This window comes from Petroclostridium sp. X23 (assembly GCF_030013905.1).
In the GTDB taxonomy this organism is placed as follows: domain Bacteria; phylum Bacillota; class Clostridia; order SK-Y3; family SK-Y3; genus X23.
In genome coordinates this window covers 4,801,286-4,816,844 of the sequence record NZ_CP124862.1, presented here as the reverse complement: position 1 = coordinate 4,816,844, position 15,559 = coordinate 4,801,286, and the positions used below count along the sequence as shown (strand labels likewise).

The window sequence follows — 15,559 nt, the reverse complement described above, 5'->3', positions numbered from 1 at the left end:
TCCTCCAGATCAAAATCGAAAATAAATAAATGGGTTATAGGTTGAGGCAACCATATATACGGTTGAAAAGAACATTAGTGCACAATAATATACGTTAGCAGCAAATCTATAAATATTACAATGATTATTTCTAAAATACAATGACACTTTTTTAGGCCATGGAGAAGCGGCAATTATACCAACAATAAATAAAATAGCATAAGCTTTTAGCTCCATAATTGCTTGGTTGTTAATAAGCGCATTGCCTCTTACTCCAAACATGCTCATCAGAAAACTTAACGCATCCTGCAGATTTGTAAATTCAAAAAATACCCAGCCTATCACAACAAACAGCAATGAGTATATATGACAAACAGCTTTTGGCCATCGTTCCATCCTCTTCTGCAAAAACAATTTTTCTATAAATATTAAAGCTCCAAAATAAATTCCCCATAAAACGAAATTCCATCTTGCACCATGCCAGAGCCCTGTAAGAAACCATACGATGAACAGGTTTCGTATCAGTTTCCACTTACCGGCACGGCTCCCGCCAAGAGGAATATAGACATATTCCTTAAACCACGATCCAAGGGAGATATGCCACCTCCGCCAAAATTCCGAGATACTTTGCGAAATATATGGATACTGGAAGTTTTCTTTGAAATGGAAGCCAAACATTTTTCCCAATCCGATAGCCATATCTGAGTACCCGCTAAAATCGAAGTAAATCTGCAGTGTAAAGGCAATAATCCCTGTCCATGCCATGAGTACTGAAATTTCTGTACCGGGCATGACTTTTACTTCAAACCATAGCAGACCTATATTATTGGCAAGAAGCACCTTTTTCGCCAAACCACACAGGAAGCGCCGCATCCCGGATTTTAATCCTTTAAAAGTCGCACTCCTGTCAGCTAACTGTGCTTCAATGTCTGCATAGTTCACAATAGGCCCGGCTACCAGTTGCGGGAACATCGTAATATAAAGAGCAAAAAGAGTGAGACTTTTCTGCGATTTTATTTTCCCCCTGTATACATCAACCACGTAGGATAGAGCCTGAAAAGTATAAAACGAAATCCCTATAGGTAGTGCTGGTGTTCCTACATTTAGATTCCAGCCAATAACGGATGCTATTGTACTTATTAACATGCCTAAGTATTTAAAATATGCGAGACAGCCTAAATTAAACACCAGACTTATTATTAATAAAAGCTTCCGTTTTCGTCTGCTGGTATTGTTTTTGTCGAAAAAAGAACCTATGCAATAATTAATCATTATGGAGATACACATCAATATTACATAGGCAGGCTCTCCCCATGCATAGAAAAACAGGCTTGCGGCAAGCAGTACAATATTCCTCAAATGCTTTCCTAAAGAATAATATAAAATTAATGTGACCGGCAAAAAAGCAAATGTAAAAAATAGGCTACTGAATACCATATGTCCCTCCGCTATAATGATTCGGAGAGCTTCTTCAGCCACAACTGATAAAATTCTTTCTTGAAATGAACACCATCTTCGGCAAATAAATTGTGGTTTTCCTTTGCCAATGCTCCTATGTCTACATAATTAATTGATAATTTACCCGTTAGCTCTTTTAAAAGCTCGTTATATTCCTCTATTCTTTCATAGCGGGGTTCTTGTTTTAATGCCTCCTGTGTGACAGGTGCTATGGATTGGAGATATATTTTTGCGTTGGGCACTTCTTCCTTTATTTTATTAATCAGTTTGGTCAAATCACTTTCAAATAATGCTTTAGGATCATCTACCGGCATGAGCATGTCGTCCGATCCTAACATGATAAAGACGTTATCCGGTTTCTTTTCAGCTAAATCATCTATATACTCTTCATAGATATAACCTGCTGTAGCTCCTGCCCCAGCCATTACAGATTCGTTCGGTAGGATTTCATTAACAGCAAAACCTTCGGTAATGGAATCTCCCATAAAAACACTGTTCTTAAACTGAGCTGTAGCATCCTTTTCAGCAGTTTTATTCCCGCAGGCAGCCGTACCAATCAGAAGAATGCCTATCAGGAAACACATCATTAATTTTTTCATATAAATACCTCTTTTCTTTATTTGATACATAGATATTACATTAGCAAAGTGCAGAACAGATGCAGATGAGATAAAGCCTGGATATTATTTATTACCTAATTACAAAAAACAGCCATGAAGTATCCTTCATAGCTGTTTTGCTGGTAGATATTATTATTCATTTCTTATAATTGGATCGGCAGTGAAAAGAAAAAGCGGACGCCATCTTTCGTATTTTCCACACCATAAGCTGCTTGATGAAGCTCCAGTATTTCCTTGGATATGGAAAGTCCGAGACCCGTACCTGATTTAGATGTCCGTGCCTCTAAACGGTAGAATTGGCCCCATATCTTTTTTCTGTCTTCCTCTGAAATCGGGTTCCCTTGATTTTCCACGCTGATTTCAACTGTCTGTCCATTGTCTTTTACGGTAATTATGATTGCATGTCCATTCTCAGTATGTCGGATTGCATTACTGAGAAAATTAGTTATAACACGACTGATTAGCCCTTTATGACCTACAACCATCTGAGAACAAATTCTTGATGTAAGAGAAAGATTTTTCTCCTGTATTTGTTCAGCCAGAGACCTGCATACTTCGGTAATCACTCTATCTATTTCAAAAGGAGCCATTTCAGGCTTATAGGTACCAGATTCGAACTTAGCCAGATCCAACATGTTTACAACCAGCAAGTCTGTCCGCTGTATTTCGTCTTCCATCGCCTGAAAGTAATGTTCCCTTTTTTCAGCTGCAATTCCGTCTTTTAAAATAGATAGACAGCTTTTTATAACAGCAAGAGGCGTTTTCAACTCATGAGATACTCCCGCAATAAATTCCTTCCGTATATTTTCCATCTGCTTTTCTTTATCAAGATCCTGTTTCAGCTGACTAATATACGCTTCCATCTGGTTCGACAGGTAATTGATACTTTGGGATAGCTGGCCAATTTCGTCTGTAGAACGCACCGGCAGTTTTTCTGTAAAATCCATGTTTGCAATTTTCCCTGTAATCTGGTTGATAGATATCAGCGGTTTGGCCAGCCATTTAGAAAAAATAAATGCTAAAAGAATAACACACAGAACAGTAAATCCAAAAAAGTACGGATAGAATTGCCGAATAACCGATATTGCTTCATCTACCGGCTGAAGAGAGGTCATAGCAAAAATATATCCCTTTACCCCATTTTCAACAACCGGTTTAATGATTATTTTGTATTCCGTAAAATTTTCTGTTGCACTATGTTCTTCCGTATGCTGAAGAGGTTTCGCATGATCAGCCAGCAGGCTGGCTTGAAATTCTTTTATCTGTTCCAAAAAATACTGTTCATTGTAGGGAAACTGAATATCCACTGTATGTTCCGGAAATACAGCTTTGGCTGTTGTTCCTCTTAATATACCGACTGCAAGGTTACTATAAGCCTTATCGGCATGCGGACCATGCAGCTTGTTTGCAATGCTTAAATTTACAACTCCGATTGAATTAGTTTGTATTTGGTAAGGTATCCTTTCATCGGCTATATTAACGGTATCAATAATCACCTCATCACCGACCTTTAATAACAAGAGTACATCGGAAGAATATTCTCCTTCAAAGGAGTACATTGGAATTCGCAAAATATCCTGTGAATTCTTCAATTTCACTTCAATATAGTAACTTTCTACATCGCTGATACGTCCGTATTTATCCAGTTTTGTTATCCAAATATGGTTATTCTTATAGAGTTCGACCGATGCTGCTTCCGATCCTTTTTTCGCTGCCAAATCAGAATACTTGTTCATATACGCTTTGAGAGTATCCGATTTCTCATTAATGTAATATTTCTCAAAAAAGAAATTTTGCGCGATCCCAATGAATAAAAGCATCGTGGAGAATATTAGAGCTGTTAACATAAACCATTTAAAAACAATACTTTTTTTCATAGCTGTCCCTCTTCGAATTTATATCCCGAACGGATAACCGTAACAATGCAGTTGCCTTTACTGCCCAACTTAGCACGCAGGTTTCTAATATGGCTGTTCACTGTCTTTTCATCACCATAAAAATCATAACCCCATACTTTAGCGATCAGTTGCTCTCTGGTAATGACAATCCCTTTATTTTGCATTAAGTAAGCCAGAATTTCAAATTCTGTATGTGTCAAATTAATTGTAACGCCATCTGCATAAACAAGTCTTGATCCCATATTTATGACAATACCATCAGATGATATTGTCATTCCATCTATAGTACCTGAGTATTTTTCAAGAAAGCGTTTCACTTTTGCCATTAAAACACGAGGACTGTATGGTTTGATGAGATAATCATCCGCTCCCAGCTCATATCCCATAAGAGAGTCATCCTCATCTGAACGAGCGGTTAAAATGATTATGGGAATACCGGAGCTTTTTCGTATCCTGCGGCATACGGACCAGCCGTCAAGCTTCGGCAGAACAATGTCAAGTATTACCAAATCAACTAAATTTGATTGAAACAGCTCTAAAGCTTTCTCTCCATCTGCGGCCTCTAATACCTGATATCCACCCTCGATCAAATAATCTATTATCACTTCACGCAAAATATCTTCATCTTCAACAACCAAAATTTTATTCATCATATGATCTCCTTAACACCTCCTTCCGAATTAGGGAAGCACTTAGGGACGTGCCTATTTTTGCATGGGGAAGCACTTAGGAAGCACTTAGGGACGTGCCTATTTTTGCATGTTACAGCGTGTAATTATTCCCCTTGAAATACCCGTTAGCCGCTCCAACTGTCCTATTGTAAACTTTTCTTTTTCTCTCAAATATCGCAATATTTCATCTCGCTCTTTTCGAGGCTTGTTTCCAATTTCTTTAGGATCTAACCCGTCTAAACACTTAATAACCTTTCTACGCAATTGTTCATCAGTTAATTTTTTACTGTCGGTTATATGGAAGTTCTCACTTCCAATTTCTTTTTGTAGCTCGATAAACTCTCGTCTAGCTTCTTCAGCGTCAGCAGATAACATTTCCAGTATTAAATAGGTATCTGTAATCTTTTGTCCTGAATCTAATGACATATAATCATTATAACTGCTCCAAGCATATTTGCTTATTTCTTTGACAATTCCGGCCCTTATCGGATTTTGATGAATATATCGCGTCAATGCAAAAAAATACCGCTCATCTTCTATAGGTTCACTTTTATATCTGTTACCGATAAGACTTCCGCTTCTCTGGTATTTGAAATTGTACCAGCCTACATATTTCGTCAGCAATTTGTGCATAACTTTCACAATATCGCCCGTACAGTTTTCTCTAATAAACAGATGCACATGGTTATACATTAAGCAATATGCATATACTTCGACACATCTTTCTTTTTTTATTCCGAATAATATCTCAAGCATTTTGTGAAAATCAGCGTCTTCTTCAAATATATTCTGTCTATTTAAGCCCCTAAAAATAATATGATACAATCCTGTTTGGCTCAATACCCTTGGTGACCTGCTCATACTTACCACCTCCAAACAGGATTGTATCATTTGAATTGTTACTAGTCAATAATTATGTGCAAGATCAGGCACGTCCCCATATACGCCACAAATCAACTTGAAAATGCTGACTTATTATGAGATAATCTTACTGGACGTTATGATGCCGGAAACAGACGGGTTTGCCTTTTGCCAAAAGACGCGGGATATGGTGGATTGCCCCATCCTGTTCATCACCGCTAAAACAATGGAATCCGATGTAATGTACGGGCTTGGCCTGGGCGCGGACGATTATATCAAAAAGCCCTTCGGCACCGGAGAATTGAGAGCAAGGATCAACGCGCATCTGCGCAGGGAAAAGCGAGAAAAACGAAATGCATTGCATCTGTCCGGATTGGAGTTTAATCTCGCGGCAAAAGAAGTGACCGTAAAAGGGCAAAGAATTCCGCTCACCAAAAACGAATATGGAATTTGCGACCTCCTTGCGAAGAACCACGTCCAGGTGTTTTCCAAGGAGCAGATTTATGATGCGGTCTGGGGGATCGGATATAAATGGGACTGCATTTTGTATCGCTGAAAACCGGCTTTGTTATCTCTGTCGGTGATGTGGAAGCAACCATTGAACGCCAAAAGCCCACAATTGCCTCTGTCGAAACCGTGAGCGCGGAGTTGATTCCCAAGACCTGCAGGTATGCCGTCGTAACCGCAACCGGGGAGCTTTTGTCGGGGAGTATGACAGAATCCGAAGCAGCCACGGCATGGGACATTGTTATGAGTGGCAGATCAACCTCGGGAGGATACCTGAAGCTGAATGTGAAGTGCTATTTCCCTATTCAGCGGGAGAAGCAAATCTGTATCGTTGAGTATTCCTCCATGTCTCAATTTTTATCGCAGCTTTTGCAGGAACACCTGCCCGTCCCGGAGATTATGCTGTTTTGGATGATTCTTGCAGCGTTTTTGATAGAGATTTTCCTGCTTTCCAGGCTTTACAGCAGGAAGATCAGCCATAGGCTCATTCCTCTACAAAATGCCACGGAAAAAATACGGGAATTTCAGCCGCAGTTCGAAATTGCATTATGGAATGGGACTTTTTATTTCCGATTCCATTGTAAAGCAACATGGTGGAACCCTTGTAATAGCATATTCTCCTATCACAAGCGGCATGGTATCAATTAAAATCAATACATTATAGAGCAAAAGTTTATTCTCTACACAGCAAAGATTTAAAAATCTTACGGAAAAATCAGGATTTGAAAGGTAAAGGATATGAGAAAAAGGATAGTTTTAATATTAATAGCACTATTTTCAGTTTTAGGATTATGTGCGTGTTCTGCTAAGCTAAATGAAGATAATCCAAATTCCAATTTCCAAGATACGTATACAAGTGAAGCTAAAACAGATGATTCTTCTGTCTCTGCCCCTGGTGTGGCTGCGTTGAATGTTTCTATTGAAGAAAAACGAATTATACAAGATCAATCATTTAATGTAGAGCTGAATGATTGGGGAAACGTGAGGTTTATTTCTTATGAACCAGATACCGGCATTGATTTTGAGGATGTTTCATTTTTCTTAATGAAAGATAATAATGTTATATATTCTTTCCCACACTACTGTGAAAACAACAGTACGGAAAATTATGTGGGTCTTTTTGATAGTGTGGCAGCTGTAGATTTTCGTGACGTGAATAACGATAATATCAAAGATGTAATCCTCATAATTAATTACGTCACAGGTGCCGGTCCTCATGGTATGATTCCACGACCCAGAGCCAGAATATTCTTAGCTGACAAAAAAGAATTCTATCCGGCAACAGACTTAATTGATGATATAACAAGCAATATTGAGGAAAAAGAGCTTACAATTGCCGCGATATATGAATATCTAAAAAACAGGTAATGCTATGTAATATTAACTTCAGATTGTCGGACTTATCAGGAGGGAAAATATGAGAAGAAAAGTGTTTATATTTGTGTTAATATCTATATTGTCTGCCTGCTTGGCCGGGTGCAGCTATGTATCCATATTTGAAAATGAACCTGCAATTGAAGCAAGCACTTTAACACCTGAGGATGCAAAGAAAGAAGAAAACGATATTCCAGGTAATACGTCTGAACCTTTTATAGGAAGGAAAGCTTTGGATAGTGAAACTGAGAAGTTTTTTTATGGAACATGGAGCGTTGAGAAATTGTTAGGGTTTGCAGATTCTTATAATGATGCGTCTGAATATCCAGCAGGGCAAAAAATTATTGGCAATCAAATTGTAATTGATAAAAATTTCTTTTCATCAAAAGGGTTTGAGGATTATAAGACTTATCAATTTGAGCTAGATAAGCCAATCTATGATATTGAAGAGATCCACTATAATGCAGATTCTTTTTATAGAGTAGATAAAATTGATATGCCAAGTTTAAATATGAACGATGAAGTAAAAGTATTAGGTGTTTCTGATTCCTCCACAGGACTAGCGATACCTGTAAGTTTTTTGGATGTTAATAATGACAGACTTCTCCTGGTATTGGAGGCAACCGTATTTGAGCTAAAAAGAGTCACGGAATAAAGATTATGCGATAAATTTGTGCAGCTCTCTCAAGCAAGAAAGACCAGCCTAAAGGTTGGTCTTTCTTGCAGATATTAGCTTAATGAACTGTTGCTACCAAGTCCATAGTGGCCTTAAACCGCCAAGCTACTGCCCATGCAGGGCCAAAGCACAATGTTGTGCATATATAAATCAGACTAAACTGATTTATCAATCAAACCCAGTGTAGTGTCTGTATTTACCACATGACTATTCCCTTGACTTACCCTCGCGGCATTATTCCACGCCTCATTATATATGCCCCAAAGCTCAGATTCACGGGCGTGTTCTGCCTTTGTTCCATATGAAATCCATCTGCCATTTGAGTAACTAGCTACCATTTCGCCATTACTGTCGTAAAACTCGGCATAAGACACATCTGTTGCTTCTTTACAATACTTAACGTTACCAAACAGATAGTCTATCAAGTTAAGAGTTTTAGGTTGTGGCTTATTATTTTTGAATATTGCTGTTAATCCCGCCGTGATAATATTTTTTCTGTCCGGAGAAACAACAGAAACATAGCTTTTTACTAAGCTTCTAAATCCGGCGGATTCCGATTGAAATTTTCCGGCAGACTGATCTTTTTGGGCCTGCTCTATTATAGCCTCCCTGTATTTTTCATCACTCATAGCAGAGGCTTTCTTGGTATTAAAGTTAAACTCGTTATAATTAGGCAAGGGTACATTCCCGATTTTCCCAGTGCTGTATAATCGACGGCTTTGAGTAAAGGTGTTGTAATTTTCTACGCGCATTTAATATCTCCTCTCTTCTTATCTAGATTCTTTGAAAATTTCCAAAGTTTGGATACACTAGAGTCTTTAGAATATATATCGGAATTTTAAATGGAAACTATAGCTATTATAATGAGAGAGACAACAGATATAATAAAAATGATCAGCACGACCTTGTATAACTTAAGACAGATACTCATATAGTGCTCCTTTCCACCATAGAGCATAGTAATAGTCAAGGATATGACAAAGGCCTGCTCCTTATGAAAAAGAGCAGGCCTTCAATTTAATTGCCGGCAGTCAGGCTATCATAGCGTTTACACACCATAGCCCCTACGGCTTTGCGTCCCCATCTTTGGATGGGTTTACTCCTGGATTTATTCATTTGCAGGAAACCATATGGCGTCCTTGACAAAACAGTATATATCACTGATCTGCAACAATCTATTTTATCAACAAGCTGTACAGCACCTGTGCCATTAAGCAATATGCATATACTTCGACACATCTTTCTTTTTTTATTCCGAATAATATCTCAAGCATTTTGTGAAAATCAGCGTCTTCTTCAAATATATTCTGTCTATTTAAGCCCCTAAAAATAATATGATACAATCCTGTTTGGCTCAATACCCTTGGTGACCTGCTCATACTTACCACCTCCAAACAGGATTGTATCATTTGAATTGTTACTAGTTAATAATTATGTGCAAAATCAGGCACGTCCCCATATACGTTCAGAAAAAGAACAATTAGTGGATGCATAGTTATCTCAATATATTATTAGGCTCTATTGTCAAAAGTAAGAGGTGAAAAAATAAAAAACATCCTCTTGACACTGCTCACTTATTATATAACAATGGTTATATAACAAATGTATCATATAACAATAAGGAAAGAGGTGAATTATATGCCACCTAAAGCAAAAATATCTAAAGAAATGATTTTAAATACTGTTTTGGATATTACAAAGGAAACGGGATTTGAGACTGTAAATGCGAGGAGTATTGCATGTAAATTGCAATGTTCTACTCGTCCGATTTTTACTTGTTATAAAAACATGGATGAATTAAAAACAGAATTTCTTGATTTTGCTTATGAATACTACGAGCAATATGTGGCTAATTATAATAATTCGGTTAGTGTCAGTCCATATTTAATCCTTCCCCTTTCCTACATTGAATTTGCTCAAAAAGAGACACACTTATTTAAACTATTATTCATAAATGATATGGATTTAGAAATGACAGAAGCAAAAGACTTTTATAAGGAAATTGACAATGAGAAAAAAGCAAAACTTTTTTCAGAAACCATTGGAGTAGAGTTAGAAAAATCAAAAATTATTTTTTTAGACTTATTTCTTTACACACATGGCATAGCAGTTCTAGCTGCCACGAAAAAACTAGCATTAGATAGAGACAAGGCTGAAAAAATGATGGCCAATATTTTAACAGCCTTTGTTAGACAAGAAAAGCCAGATTGGAAATTGTCCATTTAAATTTTATTATCAACAGAGGGAGTGCAATATGAATACAAACCAATATCTAATTAACCATTACAACAAGTATGATGAAGATAGCCGTCTTGTTCCAAAACATGGTTCCGTTGAGTTCCTTACTACAATGAAATATATCGAGAAATACATAAAGTCTGACGACCGTGTGCTTGAAATCGGTGCTGGAACAGGTCGATATTCCCATGCACTGGCACGAGAGGGATATGATGTTGATGCAGTGGAGTTGGTTGAACACAATATAGAGATTTTCAAACAAAACACTCAATTGAATGAAAATATAACCATTACACAAGGCAACGCTATGGATTTATCTGCGTTCTCAGACAATGAGTATGACATAACTCTGCTGTTAGGACCGTTGTATCATCTTTACACCAAAAAGGATAAACAACAAGCTCTGAGCGAGGCGATTCGTGTAACAAAACCGGGAGGTGTGGTTTTTGCTGCGTATGTTATATCCGATGGTTGTCTCCTTGACGAAGGGTTCAAACGCGGTAATATCAGTGTCGCCGCATATATTGAAAAGGGCATGATTGACCCCAAAACATTTGCTGCTAAGTCCCAGCCAAAGGATTTATTTGAACTTGTCCGTAAGGAAAATATTGACGAATTAATGTCTGTATTTCCCGTAAACCGACTGCACTATGTTGCGGCAGACGGTTGTGCCTTATTTATGAGGGAAGCAATAGATACAATGGACAATGCCACTTTTGAGTTGTATTTAAAATACCACTTTTCTACTTGTGAACGCGAAGATTTAATGGGCATTACAAGTCATGCTATTGACATATTCCGAAAATAAGTATTATCTGCGCAATCTGAATTTTTAAATGGATACTGAGCGGAGGATCAAGGTATTCGCCTTGCTTTTGATACTTTTATAAAGTATACTAACAACCCTACAGTAAACCACCAATGTTTTAATCTGTAGTATCATGAGCATGGAGGTGTATGCCAATGCATGTTTATAAAACCCATGAGGTTTCAGAAATAATTGGTATTCATGTGAATACCGTAAGGCTTTATGAAAAGTATAAACTGATTTCAAAGCCAGAACGCTTGGCCAATGGATACCGGGTTTTTACCGATCTCCATATCGAACAGTTTAAGATGGCACGAGCGGTTCTTAAAGTGGAGGTGTTACAAAACGGCCTGCGGAAGCAAGCGGTAGATATGCTGAAAATGTCCGCACTCGGCAATTTGGAAAGTGCCATGAAAATGGCAGAATGTTATTTACAGCAGTTGGACTTAGAAATGAGCCACGCCGAGGAAGCCATTGAAATAGCAAAAAAAATTTTGAATAGCGACGATTCGGATATACCAAAAGAAGAAATTTCTTTTACCCCTAAAGAAACGGCTGAAACATTACAAGTTACAATGGATACGCTCCGGAATTGGGAGCTAAATGGATTGATTACAGTTAAGCGGAAACAAAATAGATACCGTGTTTATTTCTATGAAGATATTCAAAGACTGAAAATTATTCGTTCGCTTCGGTGTGCCAATTATTCCTTATCATCAATTTTACGGATGCTGGGGGCATTGTCACAAAATCCTGCCACTGATCTTAGGAAAAGCATCAACACACCCCAAGACAACGAGGATGTGATAACAGCCTGTGATAAGCTTCTGACTTCTCTGTCTGAAGCGAGAATCAATATGTTATACGCAGTCGCTCAAATCGAAAAGATGCAGAAAATGAAAAAATAAAGTCTCCACTTTGCCACCACTCTTTTGCTGTGTGATAACCTAATTTCATAACAAGCAAAGGAGGGATGAAAAATGAAATCCATTATTGAAGTTTCAGATCTGCGTAAAGCCTATGGTGAACTGTGTGTCCTTAACGGCATTGACCTATCCATCGCCAAAGGAGAGGTTTTCGGGTTGCTGGGGGCTAATGGCGCAGGAAAGAGCACCATGATTGAATGTATCTTGGGTACCAGAAAAGCGAATGGAGGAAGTGTCTCTATTTTAGGCATGAGTCCTCAAGGAGATCGAAAAAAACTGTTTGAGCAAGTGGGTGTACAATTTCAGGAGGCAAACTATCCCGATAAAATTAGGGTGGACGAGCTTTGTCAGGAAACAAGCTGCCTGTACAAACACCCTGCCAGCTACAGGGAATTGTTGAGCCGGTTCGGGCTTACAGAAAAGGAAAAAAGCTTCGTCAGTGAGTTGTCAGGAGGACAAAAACAAAAGCTGTTCATCATTCTTGCACTCATTCCAAATCCGCAGGTGGTGTTCTTGGACGAGTTGACCACCGGTCTTGACACGAAAGCGAGAAGAAGTGTCTGGAAAAGCTTAAAAGAGCTGAAAGAAAAGGGCTTGACCATCCTTTTAACCTCTCATTTTATGGATGAGGTTGAGGAACTCTGCGATAGAATTGGAATTCTGAAAGGCGGGCAGTTTCTCTTCTGTGGTACAGTACCGGAAGCAATTGCTAAAAGTCCATATAAAAAGCTGGAAGATGCATACCTGTGGTTTACAGGAGAGGAGGTTGATGAGAATGAATAAGTTTTTCACTATGCTGAGAACACAGATGAAGTTATCTTTTCGCGGCATGGACATGATTATTTTTGCCATTTGTATGCCTATTGTTATGGTGGTACTGCTTGGCATTATCTCTGGAAACAAACCCGCTTATGACAGTGCAGACTACAGCTTTCTGGAACAATCCTTCGGTGCAATTTCAACCATTGCCATTTGTGCAGGAGGCGTCATGGGGCTGCCGCTTGTTATTTCCGACTATCGTCAAAAGAAAATTCTAAAGCGGTTTCAGGTAACACCGTCAAGCCCGTCCCTATTGCTGGCGGTGCAGGTAGCAATCTATTCAACATATTCGTTTATTGCCCTTGCATTGGTTTATCTGACCTCTGCTTTGTTTTTCGGAGTCCGCTTGCAAGGTGCTTTCCTTCCGTTTTTGGGTTCGTTTGTTCTCGTTATGCTTTCCATGTTCAGCATTGGAATGCTGGTCGGTGGACTTTCTCCGAACATGAAATCCGCAAGCATCCTTGCAAGTGTGCTTTACTTTCCCATGCTAGTTTTCTCCGGAGCAACATTACCCTATGAGGTTATGCCTGCTTCATTGCAGAGGATCGCAGATGTTATGCCTTTAACACAGGGAATCAAACTTTTGAAAGCAACCTCACTTGGGTTGCCTGCCCAGGGCGTACTGTTCCCTCTTGCGGCTATGGCAATCATTGCGGTAGTTTGTGGTGGTATCTCCATCCGTTTTTTCAAATGGGAGTGATACTGTTAGTGTCATGCGAAATACAAAAAACGTGCAAGGAACCATCTTTACAGCGATAATTTAATAATAGGTTAAATTGCAAAGGGCAAACCCGGTGAAAACCGGCGGCGCAAAGCCATAGGGTCTAAGGTGTTATTTAACACTACGATAGCCTGGCTGCCAAAAACCGCGCAGGGTCTGTCCTCTACACAAGAGGGCAGACCCTTGTACTTTTTTCATGGCTTTTGACAGATCATTTGGATATCGGGATACTGGCTTTCGCTCTGCTTTCAGTCGAAAGGGGTATCTCTATGGGGAATAACAGCCACCCTCCCGCACGGAGGTGTAGATAAAGACGGCGCTGTCCGTCAATACCTTCCTCTACATAAACAATTTCATAAGTCTACTTTAAAAAAGTCAGTATTTTGCCAAAGGCAATCTACTGACTTTTTTCATTCGATAAGAAACCGTTCACAACGACAGGGATTTACAGAGTTTTACAATCCACTTTTATATAAGGCAGCTATCGTTCCCCGCTGCCGCTCCCCTCCGCTTCTGACATTTTGACACACCATCAAAATTTCAGAAAACGGAGGACAAGCCATATGGCAGAGAAAAAAGAAGTTAGGGAATGCTTAGGGAATGCTTAGGGACGTGCCTATTTTTGCACGTTATAGCGTGTAATTATTCCCCTTGAAATACCTGTTAGCCGCTCCAACTGTCCTATTGTAAACTTTTCTTTTTCTCTCAAATATCGCAATATTTCATCTCGCTCTTTTCGAGGCTTGTTTCCAATTTCTTTAGGATCTAACCCGTCTAAACACTTAATAACCTTTCTACGTAATTGTTCATCAGTTAATTTTTTACTGTCGGTTATATGGAAGTTCTCACTTCCAATTTCTTTTTGTAGCTCGATAAACTCTCGTCTAGCTTCTTCAGCGTCAGCAGATAACATTTCCAGTATTAAATAGGTATCTGTAATCTTTTCTCCTGAATCTAATGACATATAATCATTATAACTGCTCCAAGCATATTTGCTTATTTCTTTGACAATTCCGGCCCTTATCGGATTTTGATGAATATATCGCGTCAATGCAAAAAAATACCGCTCATCTTCTATAGGTTCACTTTTATATCTGTTACCGATAAGACTTCCGCTTCTCTGGTATTTGAAATTGTACCAGCCTACATATTTCGTCAGCAATTTGTGCATAACTTTCACAATATCGCCCGTACAGTTTTCTCTAATAAACAGATGCACATGGTTATACATTAAGCAATATGCATATACTTCGACACATCTTTCTTTTTTTATTCCGAATAATATCTCAAGCATTTTGTGAAAATCAGCGTCTTCTTCAAATATATTCTGTCTATTTAAGCCCCTAAAAATAATATGATACAATCCTGTTTGGCTTAATACCCTTGGTGACCTGCTCATACTTACCACCTCCAAACAGGATTGTATCATTTGAACTGTTACTAGCCAATAATTATGTGCAAGATCAGGCACGTCCCCATATACCACTCGGACAACTGCTTTCTATCCCGGGCAGCATAGATTAACACAGAAGTCTCTTTATGCTTCAGTTTCCTATTCAATATTTTTGATTGCCTTTTGATAATCAGCGATAAGTTCATCCAGTTCCCGGCTGACACGCAAGATTTCTTGTGTGACCAGGTGATGATGCGCTTTAGTAATCAAAAGGTGCAAACGCTGCCTCACCTGATCAATAGACTTTTTCATTGCTTCCAACTCTCCGGAGGCATTCGAAGATGGACCATCCCCTGCCAGTTGACAATCCAAATTCAAAGCCGCCCCCGCCAGTTCCTCTTTTTTTCCAACATGGTTACACATATATATTTTCCTCTCAAAAATGAATTTGAGAGGAAAATTAAAAAAGCGCACATGCAGAAAAACGTAGTTCTCCTACACGTGCGCTTTATGTTATTGAAAACAAAAGCCAAATGCTGTATAATAACATAAGGTCGCAGTGGTAGCGTATGCTATTCGTGTAGGTGGTGTAGGTACCTGCATGAGCTTC

Annotated in this window: 17 protein-coding genes, 1 pseudogene and 2 riboswitches; of the genes and pseudogenes, 9 read left to right on the top strand and 9 right to left on the bottom strand. The window is 38.8% G+C overall.

Annotated elements, in window-relative coordinates:
- Nucleotides 1–9: 9 nt before the first annotated feature.
- The 5 genes from QKW49_RS22685 to QKW49_RS22665 form a co-directional block, all read right to left on the bottom strand.
- A complete protein-coding gene (locus QKW49_RS22685; protein WP_282864909.1) occupies nt 10–1,416 on the bottom strand; it encodes an MBOAT family O-acyltransferase in 1,407 nt (468 codons plus the stop codon).
- Between the two features lie 11 nt (nt 1,417–1,427).
- Nucleotides 1,428–2,036, bottom strand: a complete 609-nt coding sequence (locus tag QKW49_RS22680; protein ID WP_282864908.1) for a GDSL-type esterase/lipase family protein — start codon at nt 2,034–2,036, stop codon at nt 1,428–1,430.
- Nucleotides 2,037–2,200: 164 nt separating this feature from the next.
- Entirely contained in the window at nt 2,201–3,934 is a 1,734-nt protein-coding gene (locus tag QKW49_RS22675) for a HAMP domain-containing sensor histidine kinase (RefSeq protein WP_282864907.1), read from the bottom strand.
- Complete coding sequence (locus QKW49_RS22670; protein WP_349239058.1) at nt 3,931–4,608, bottom strand: response regulator transcription factor; 678 nt, start codon at nt 4,606–4,608, stop codon at nt 3,931–3,933. Before QKW49_RS22670 ends, QKW49_RS22675 begins: the two co-directional genes overlap by 4 nt.
- Before the next feature lie 96 nt (nt 4,609–4,704).
- Entirely contained in the window at nt 4,705–5,487 is a 783-nt protein-coding gene (locus tag QKW49_RS22665; RefSeq protein ID WP_282864906.1) for a transposase, read from the bottom strand.
- A gap of 115 nt (nt 5,488–5,602) precedes the next feature.
- On the opposite strand from QKW49_RS22665, the pseudogene QKW49_RS22660 reads away from it, so the two are divergent.
- The 4 genes and pseudogenes from QKW49_RS22660 to QKW49_RS22645 form a co-directional block, all read left to right on the top strand.
- A pseudogene (locus QKW49_RS22660) lies at nt 5,603–6,043 on the top strand (response regulator transcription factor); the annotation flags it as partial.
- Nucleotides 6,019–6,642: a hypothetical protein gene (locus QKW49_RS22655; protein ID WP_282864905.1), complete on the top strand. Its 624-nt coding sequence runs from the start codon at nt 6,019–6,021 to the stop codon at nt 6,640–6,642. The pseudogene QKW49_RS22660 and the gene QKW49_RS22655, both read left to right, overlap by 25 nt.
- Before the next feature lie 90 nt (nt 6,643–6,732).
- Nucleotides 6,733–7,362: a hypothetical protein gene (locus QKW49_RS22650; RefSeq protein ID WP_282864904.1), complete on the top strand. Its 630-nt coding sequence runs from the start codon at nt 6,733–6,735 to the stop codon at nt 7,360–7,362.
- 49 nt (nt 7,363–7,411) lie between these two features.
- The gene (locus QKW49_RS22645; RefSeq protein WP_282864903.1) at nt 7,412–8,023 is read left to right on the top strand and encodes a hypothetical protein; all 612 of its coding nucleotides are present in this window, start codon (nt 7,412–7,414) and stop codon (nt 8,021–8,023) included.
- Nucleotides 8,024–8,199: 176 nt separating this feature from the next.
- Here the strand turns inward: QKW49_RS22645 and QKW49_RS22640 are convergent, their stop codons facing one another.
- Both QKW49_RS22640 and QKW49_RS22635 read right to left on the bottom strand, forming a co-directional pair.
- A complete protein-coding gene (locus QKW49_RS22640; RefSeq protein ID WP_282864902.1) occupies nt 8,200–8,796 on the bottom strand; it encodes a hypothetical protein in 597 nt (198 codons plus the stop codon).
- Nucleotides 8,797–9,067: 271 nt separating this feature from the next.
- A riboswitch (cyclic di-GMP riboswitch) is annotated at nt 9,068–9,155 on the bottom strand.
- 64 nt (nt 9,156–9,219) lie between these two features.
- Entirely contained in the window at nt 9,220–9,423 is a 204-nt protein-coding gene (locus QKW49_RS22635) for a hypothetical protein (RefSeq protein WP_282864901.1), read from the bottom strand.
- A gap of 259 nt (nt 9,424–9,682) precedes the next feature.
- On the opposite strand from QKW49_RS22635, the gene QKW49_RS22630 reads away from it, so the two are divergent.
- From QKW49_RS22630 to QKW49_RS22610, 5 genes are all read left to right on the top strand, one after another.
- Nucleotides 9,683–10,270, top strand: coding sequence for a TetR/AcrR family transcriptional regulator (locus QKW49_RS22630; RefSeq protein ID WP_282864900.1), 588 nt, complete (start codon nt 9,683–9,685; stop codon nt 10,268–10,270).
- A 28-nt stretch (nt 10,271–10,298) separates the two neighbouring features.
- Nucleotides 10,299–11,090 carry a class I SAM-dependent methyltransferase gene (locus tag QKW49_RS22625; protein ID WP_282864899.1) on the top strand — a complete coding sequence of 264 codons (792 nt, stop codon included), beginning with the start codon at nt 10,299–10,301 and terminating at the stop codon, nt 11,088–11,090.
- A 155-nt stretch (nt 11,091–11,245) separates the two neighbouring features.
- Nucleotides 11,246–11,998, top strand: coding sequence for a MerR family transcriptional regulator (locus QKW49_RS22620; RefSeq protein WP_282864898.1), 753 nt, complete (start codon nt 11,246–11,248; stop codon nt 11,996–11,998).
- A 72-nt stretch (nt 11,999–12,070) separates the two neighbouring features.
- Nucleotides 12,071–12,799: an ABC transporter ATP-binding protein gene (locus QKW49_RS22615; protein WP_282864897.1), complete on the top strand. Its 729-nt coding sequence runs from the start codon at nt 12,071–12,073 to the stop codon at nt 12,797–12,799.
- Nucleotides 12,792–13,535, top strand: a complete 744-nt coding sequence (locus QKW49_RS22610) for an ABC transporter permease (RefSeq protein ID WP_282864896.1) — start codon at nt 12,792–12,794, stop codon at nt 13,533–13,535. Before QKW49_RS22615 ends, QKW49_RS22610 begins: the two co-directional genes overlap by 8 nt.
- 74 nt (nt 13,536–13,609) lie before the next feature.
- A riboswitch (cyclic di-GMP riboswitch) is annotated at nt 13,610–13,699 on the top strand.
- A 473-nt stretch (nt 13,700–14,172) separates the two neighbouring features.
- Here QKW49_RS22610 and QKW49_RS22605 read toward each other — a convergent pair.
- Both QKW49_RS22605 and QKW49_RS22600 read right to left on the bottom strand, forming a co-directional pair.
- Entirely contained in the window at nt 14,173–14,955 is a 783-nt protein-coding gene (locus QKW49_RS22605; protein ID WP_282864895.1) for a transposase, read from the bottom strand.
- 153 nt (nt 14,956–15,108) lie between these two features.
- Nucleotides 15,109–15,372 (bottom strand): aspartyl-phosphate phosphatase Spo0E family protein, encoded by a 264-nt coding sequence (locus tag QKW49_RS22600; protein WP_282864894.1) that lies wholly within the window; start codon nt 15,370–15,372, stop codon nt 15,109–15,111.
- Nucleotides 15,373–15,559 lie beyond the last annotated feature (187 nt).

What these genes read in the sequence shown, in the direction of transcription:
- QKW49_RS22685 (WP_282864909.1), bottom strand. Translation starts at nt 1,416, where the DNA reads ATGGTATTCAGTAGCCTATTTTTTACATTTGCTTTTTTGCCGGTCACA.
- QKW49_RS22680 (WP_282864908.1), bottom strand. Translation starts at nt 2,036, where the DNA reads ATGAAAAAATTAATGATGTGTTTCCTGATAGGCATTCTTCTGATTGGT.
- QKW49_RS22675 (WP_282864907.1), bottom strand. Translation starts at nt 3,934, where the DNA reads ATGAAAAAAAGTATTGTTTTTAAATGGTTTATGTTAACAGCTCTAATA.
- QKW49_RS22670 (WP_349239058.1), bottom strand. Translation starts at nt 4,608, where the DNA reads ATGATGAATAAAATTTTGGTTGTTGAAGATGAAGATATTTTGCGTGAA.
- QKW49_RS22665 (WP_282864906.1), bottom strand. Translation starts at nt 5,487, where the DNA reads ATGAGCAGGTCACCAAGGGTATTGAGCCAAACAGGATTGTATCATATT.
- QKW49_RS22655 (WP_282864905.1), top strand. Translation starts at nt 6,019, where the DNA reads ATGGGACTGCATTTTGTATCGCTGAAAACCGGCTTTGTTATCTCTGTC.
- QKW49_RS22650 (WP_282864904.1), top strand. Translation starts at nt 6,733, where the DNA reads ATGAGAAAAAGGATAGTTTTAATATTAATAGCACTATTTTCAGTTTTA.
- QKW49_RS22645 (WP_282864903.1), top strand. Translation starts at nt 7,412, where the DNA reads ATGAGAAGAAAAGTGTTTATATTTGTGTTAATATCTATATTGTCTGCC.
- QKW49_RS22640 (WP_282864902.1), bottom strand. Translation starts at nt 8,796, where the DNA reads ATGCGCGTAGAAAATTACAACACCTTTACTCAAAGCCGTCGATTATAC.
- QKW49_RS22635 (WP_282864901.1), bottom strand. Translation starts at nt 9,423, where the DNA reads ATGAGCAGGTCACCAAGGGTATTGAGCCAAACAGGATTGTATCATATT.
- QKW49_RS22630 (WP_282864900.1), top strand. Translation starts at nt 9,683, where the DNA reads ATGCCACCTAAAGCAAAAATATCTAAAGAAATGATTTTAAATACTGTT.
- QKW49_RS22625 (WP_282864899.1), top strand. Translation starts at nt 10,299, where the DNA reads ATGAATACAAACCAATATCTAATTAACCATTACAACAAGTATGATGAA.
- QKW49_RS22620 (WP_282864898.1), top strand. Translation starts at nt 11,246, where the DNA reads ATGCATGTTTATAAAACCCATGAGGTTTCAGAAATAATTGGTATTCAT.
- QKW49_RS22615 (WP_282864897.1), top strand. Translation starts at nt 12,071, where the DNA reads ATGAAATCCATTATTGAAGTTTCAGATCTGCGTAAAGCCTATGGTGAA.
- QKW49_RS22610 (WP_282864896.1), top strand. Translation starts at nt 12,792, where the DNA reads ATGAATAAGTTTTTCACTATGCTGAGAACACAGATGAAGTTATCTTTT.
- QKW49_RS22605 (WP_282864895.1), bottom strand. Translation starts at nt 14,955, where the DNA reads ATGAGCAGGTCACCAAGGGTATTAAGCCAAACAGGATTGTATCATATT.
- QKW49_RS22600 (WP_282864894.1), bottom strand. Translation starts at nt 15,372, where the DNA reads ATGTGTAACCATGTTGGAAAAAAAGAGGAACTGGCGGGGGCGGCTTTG.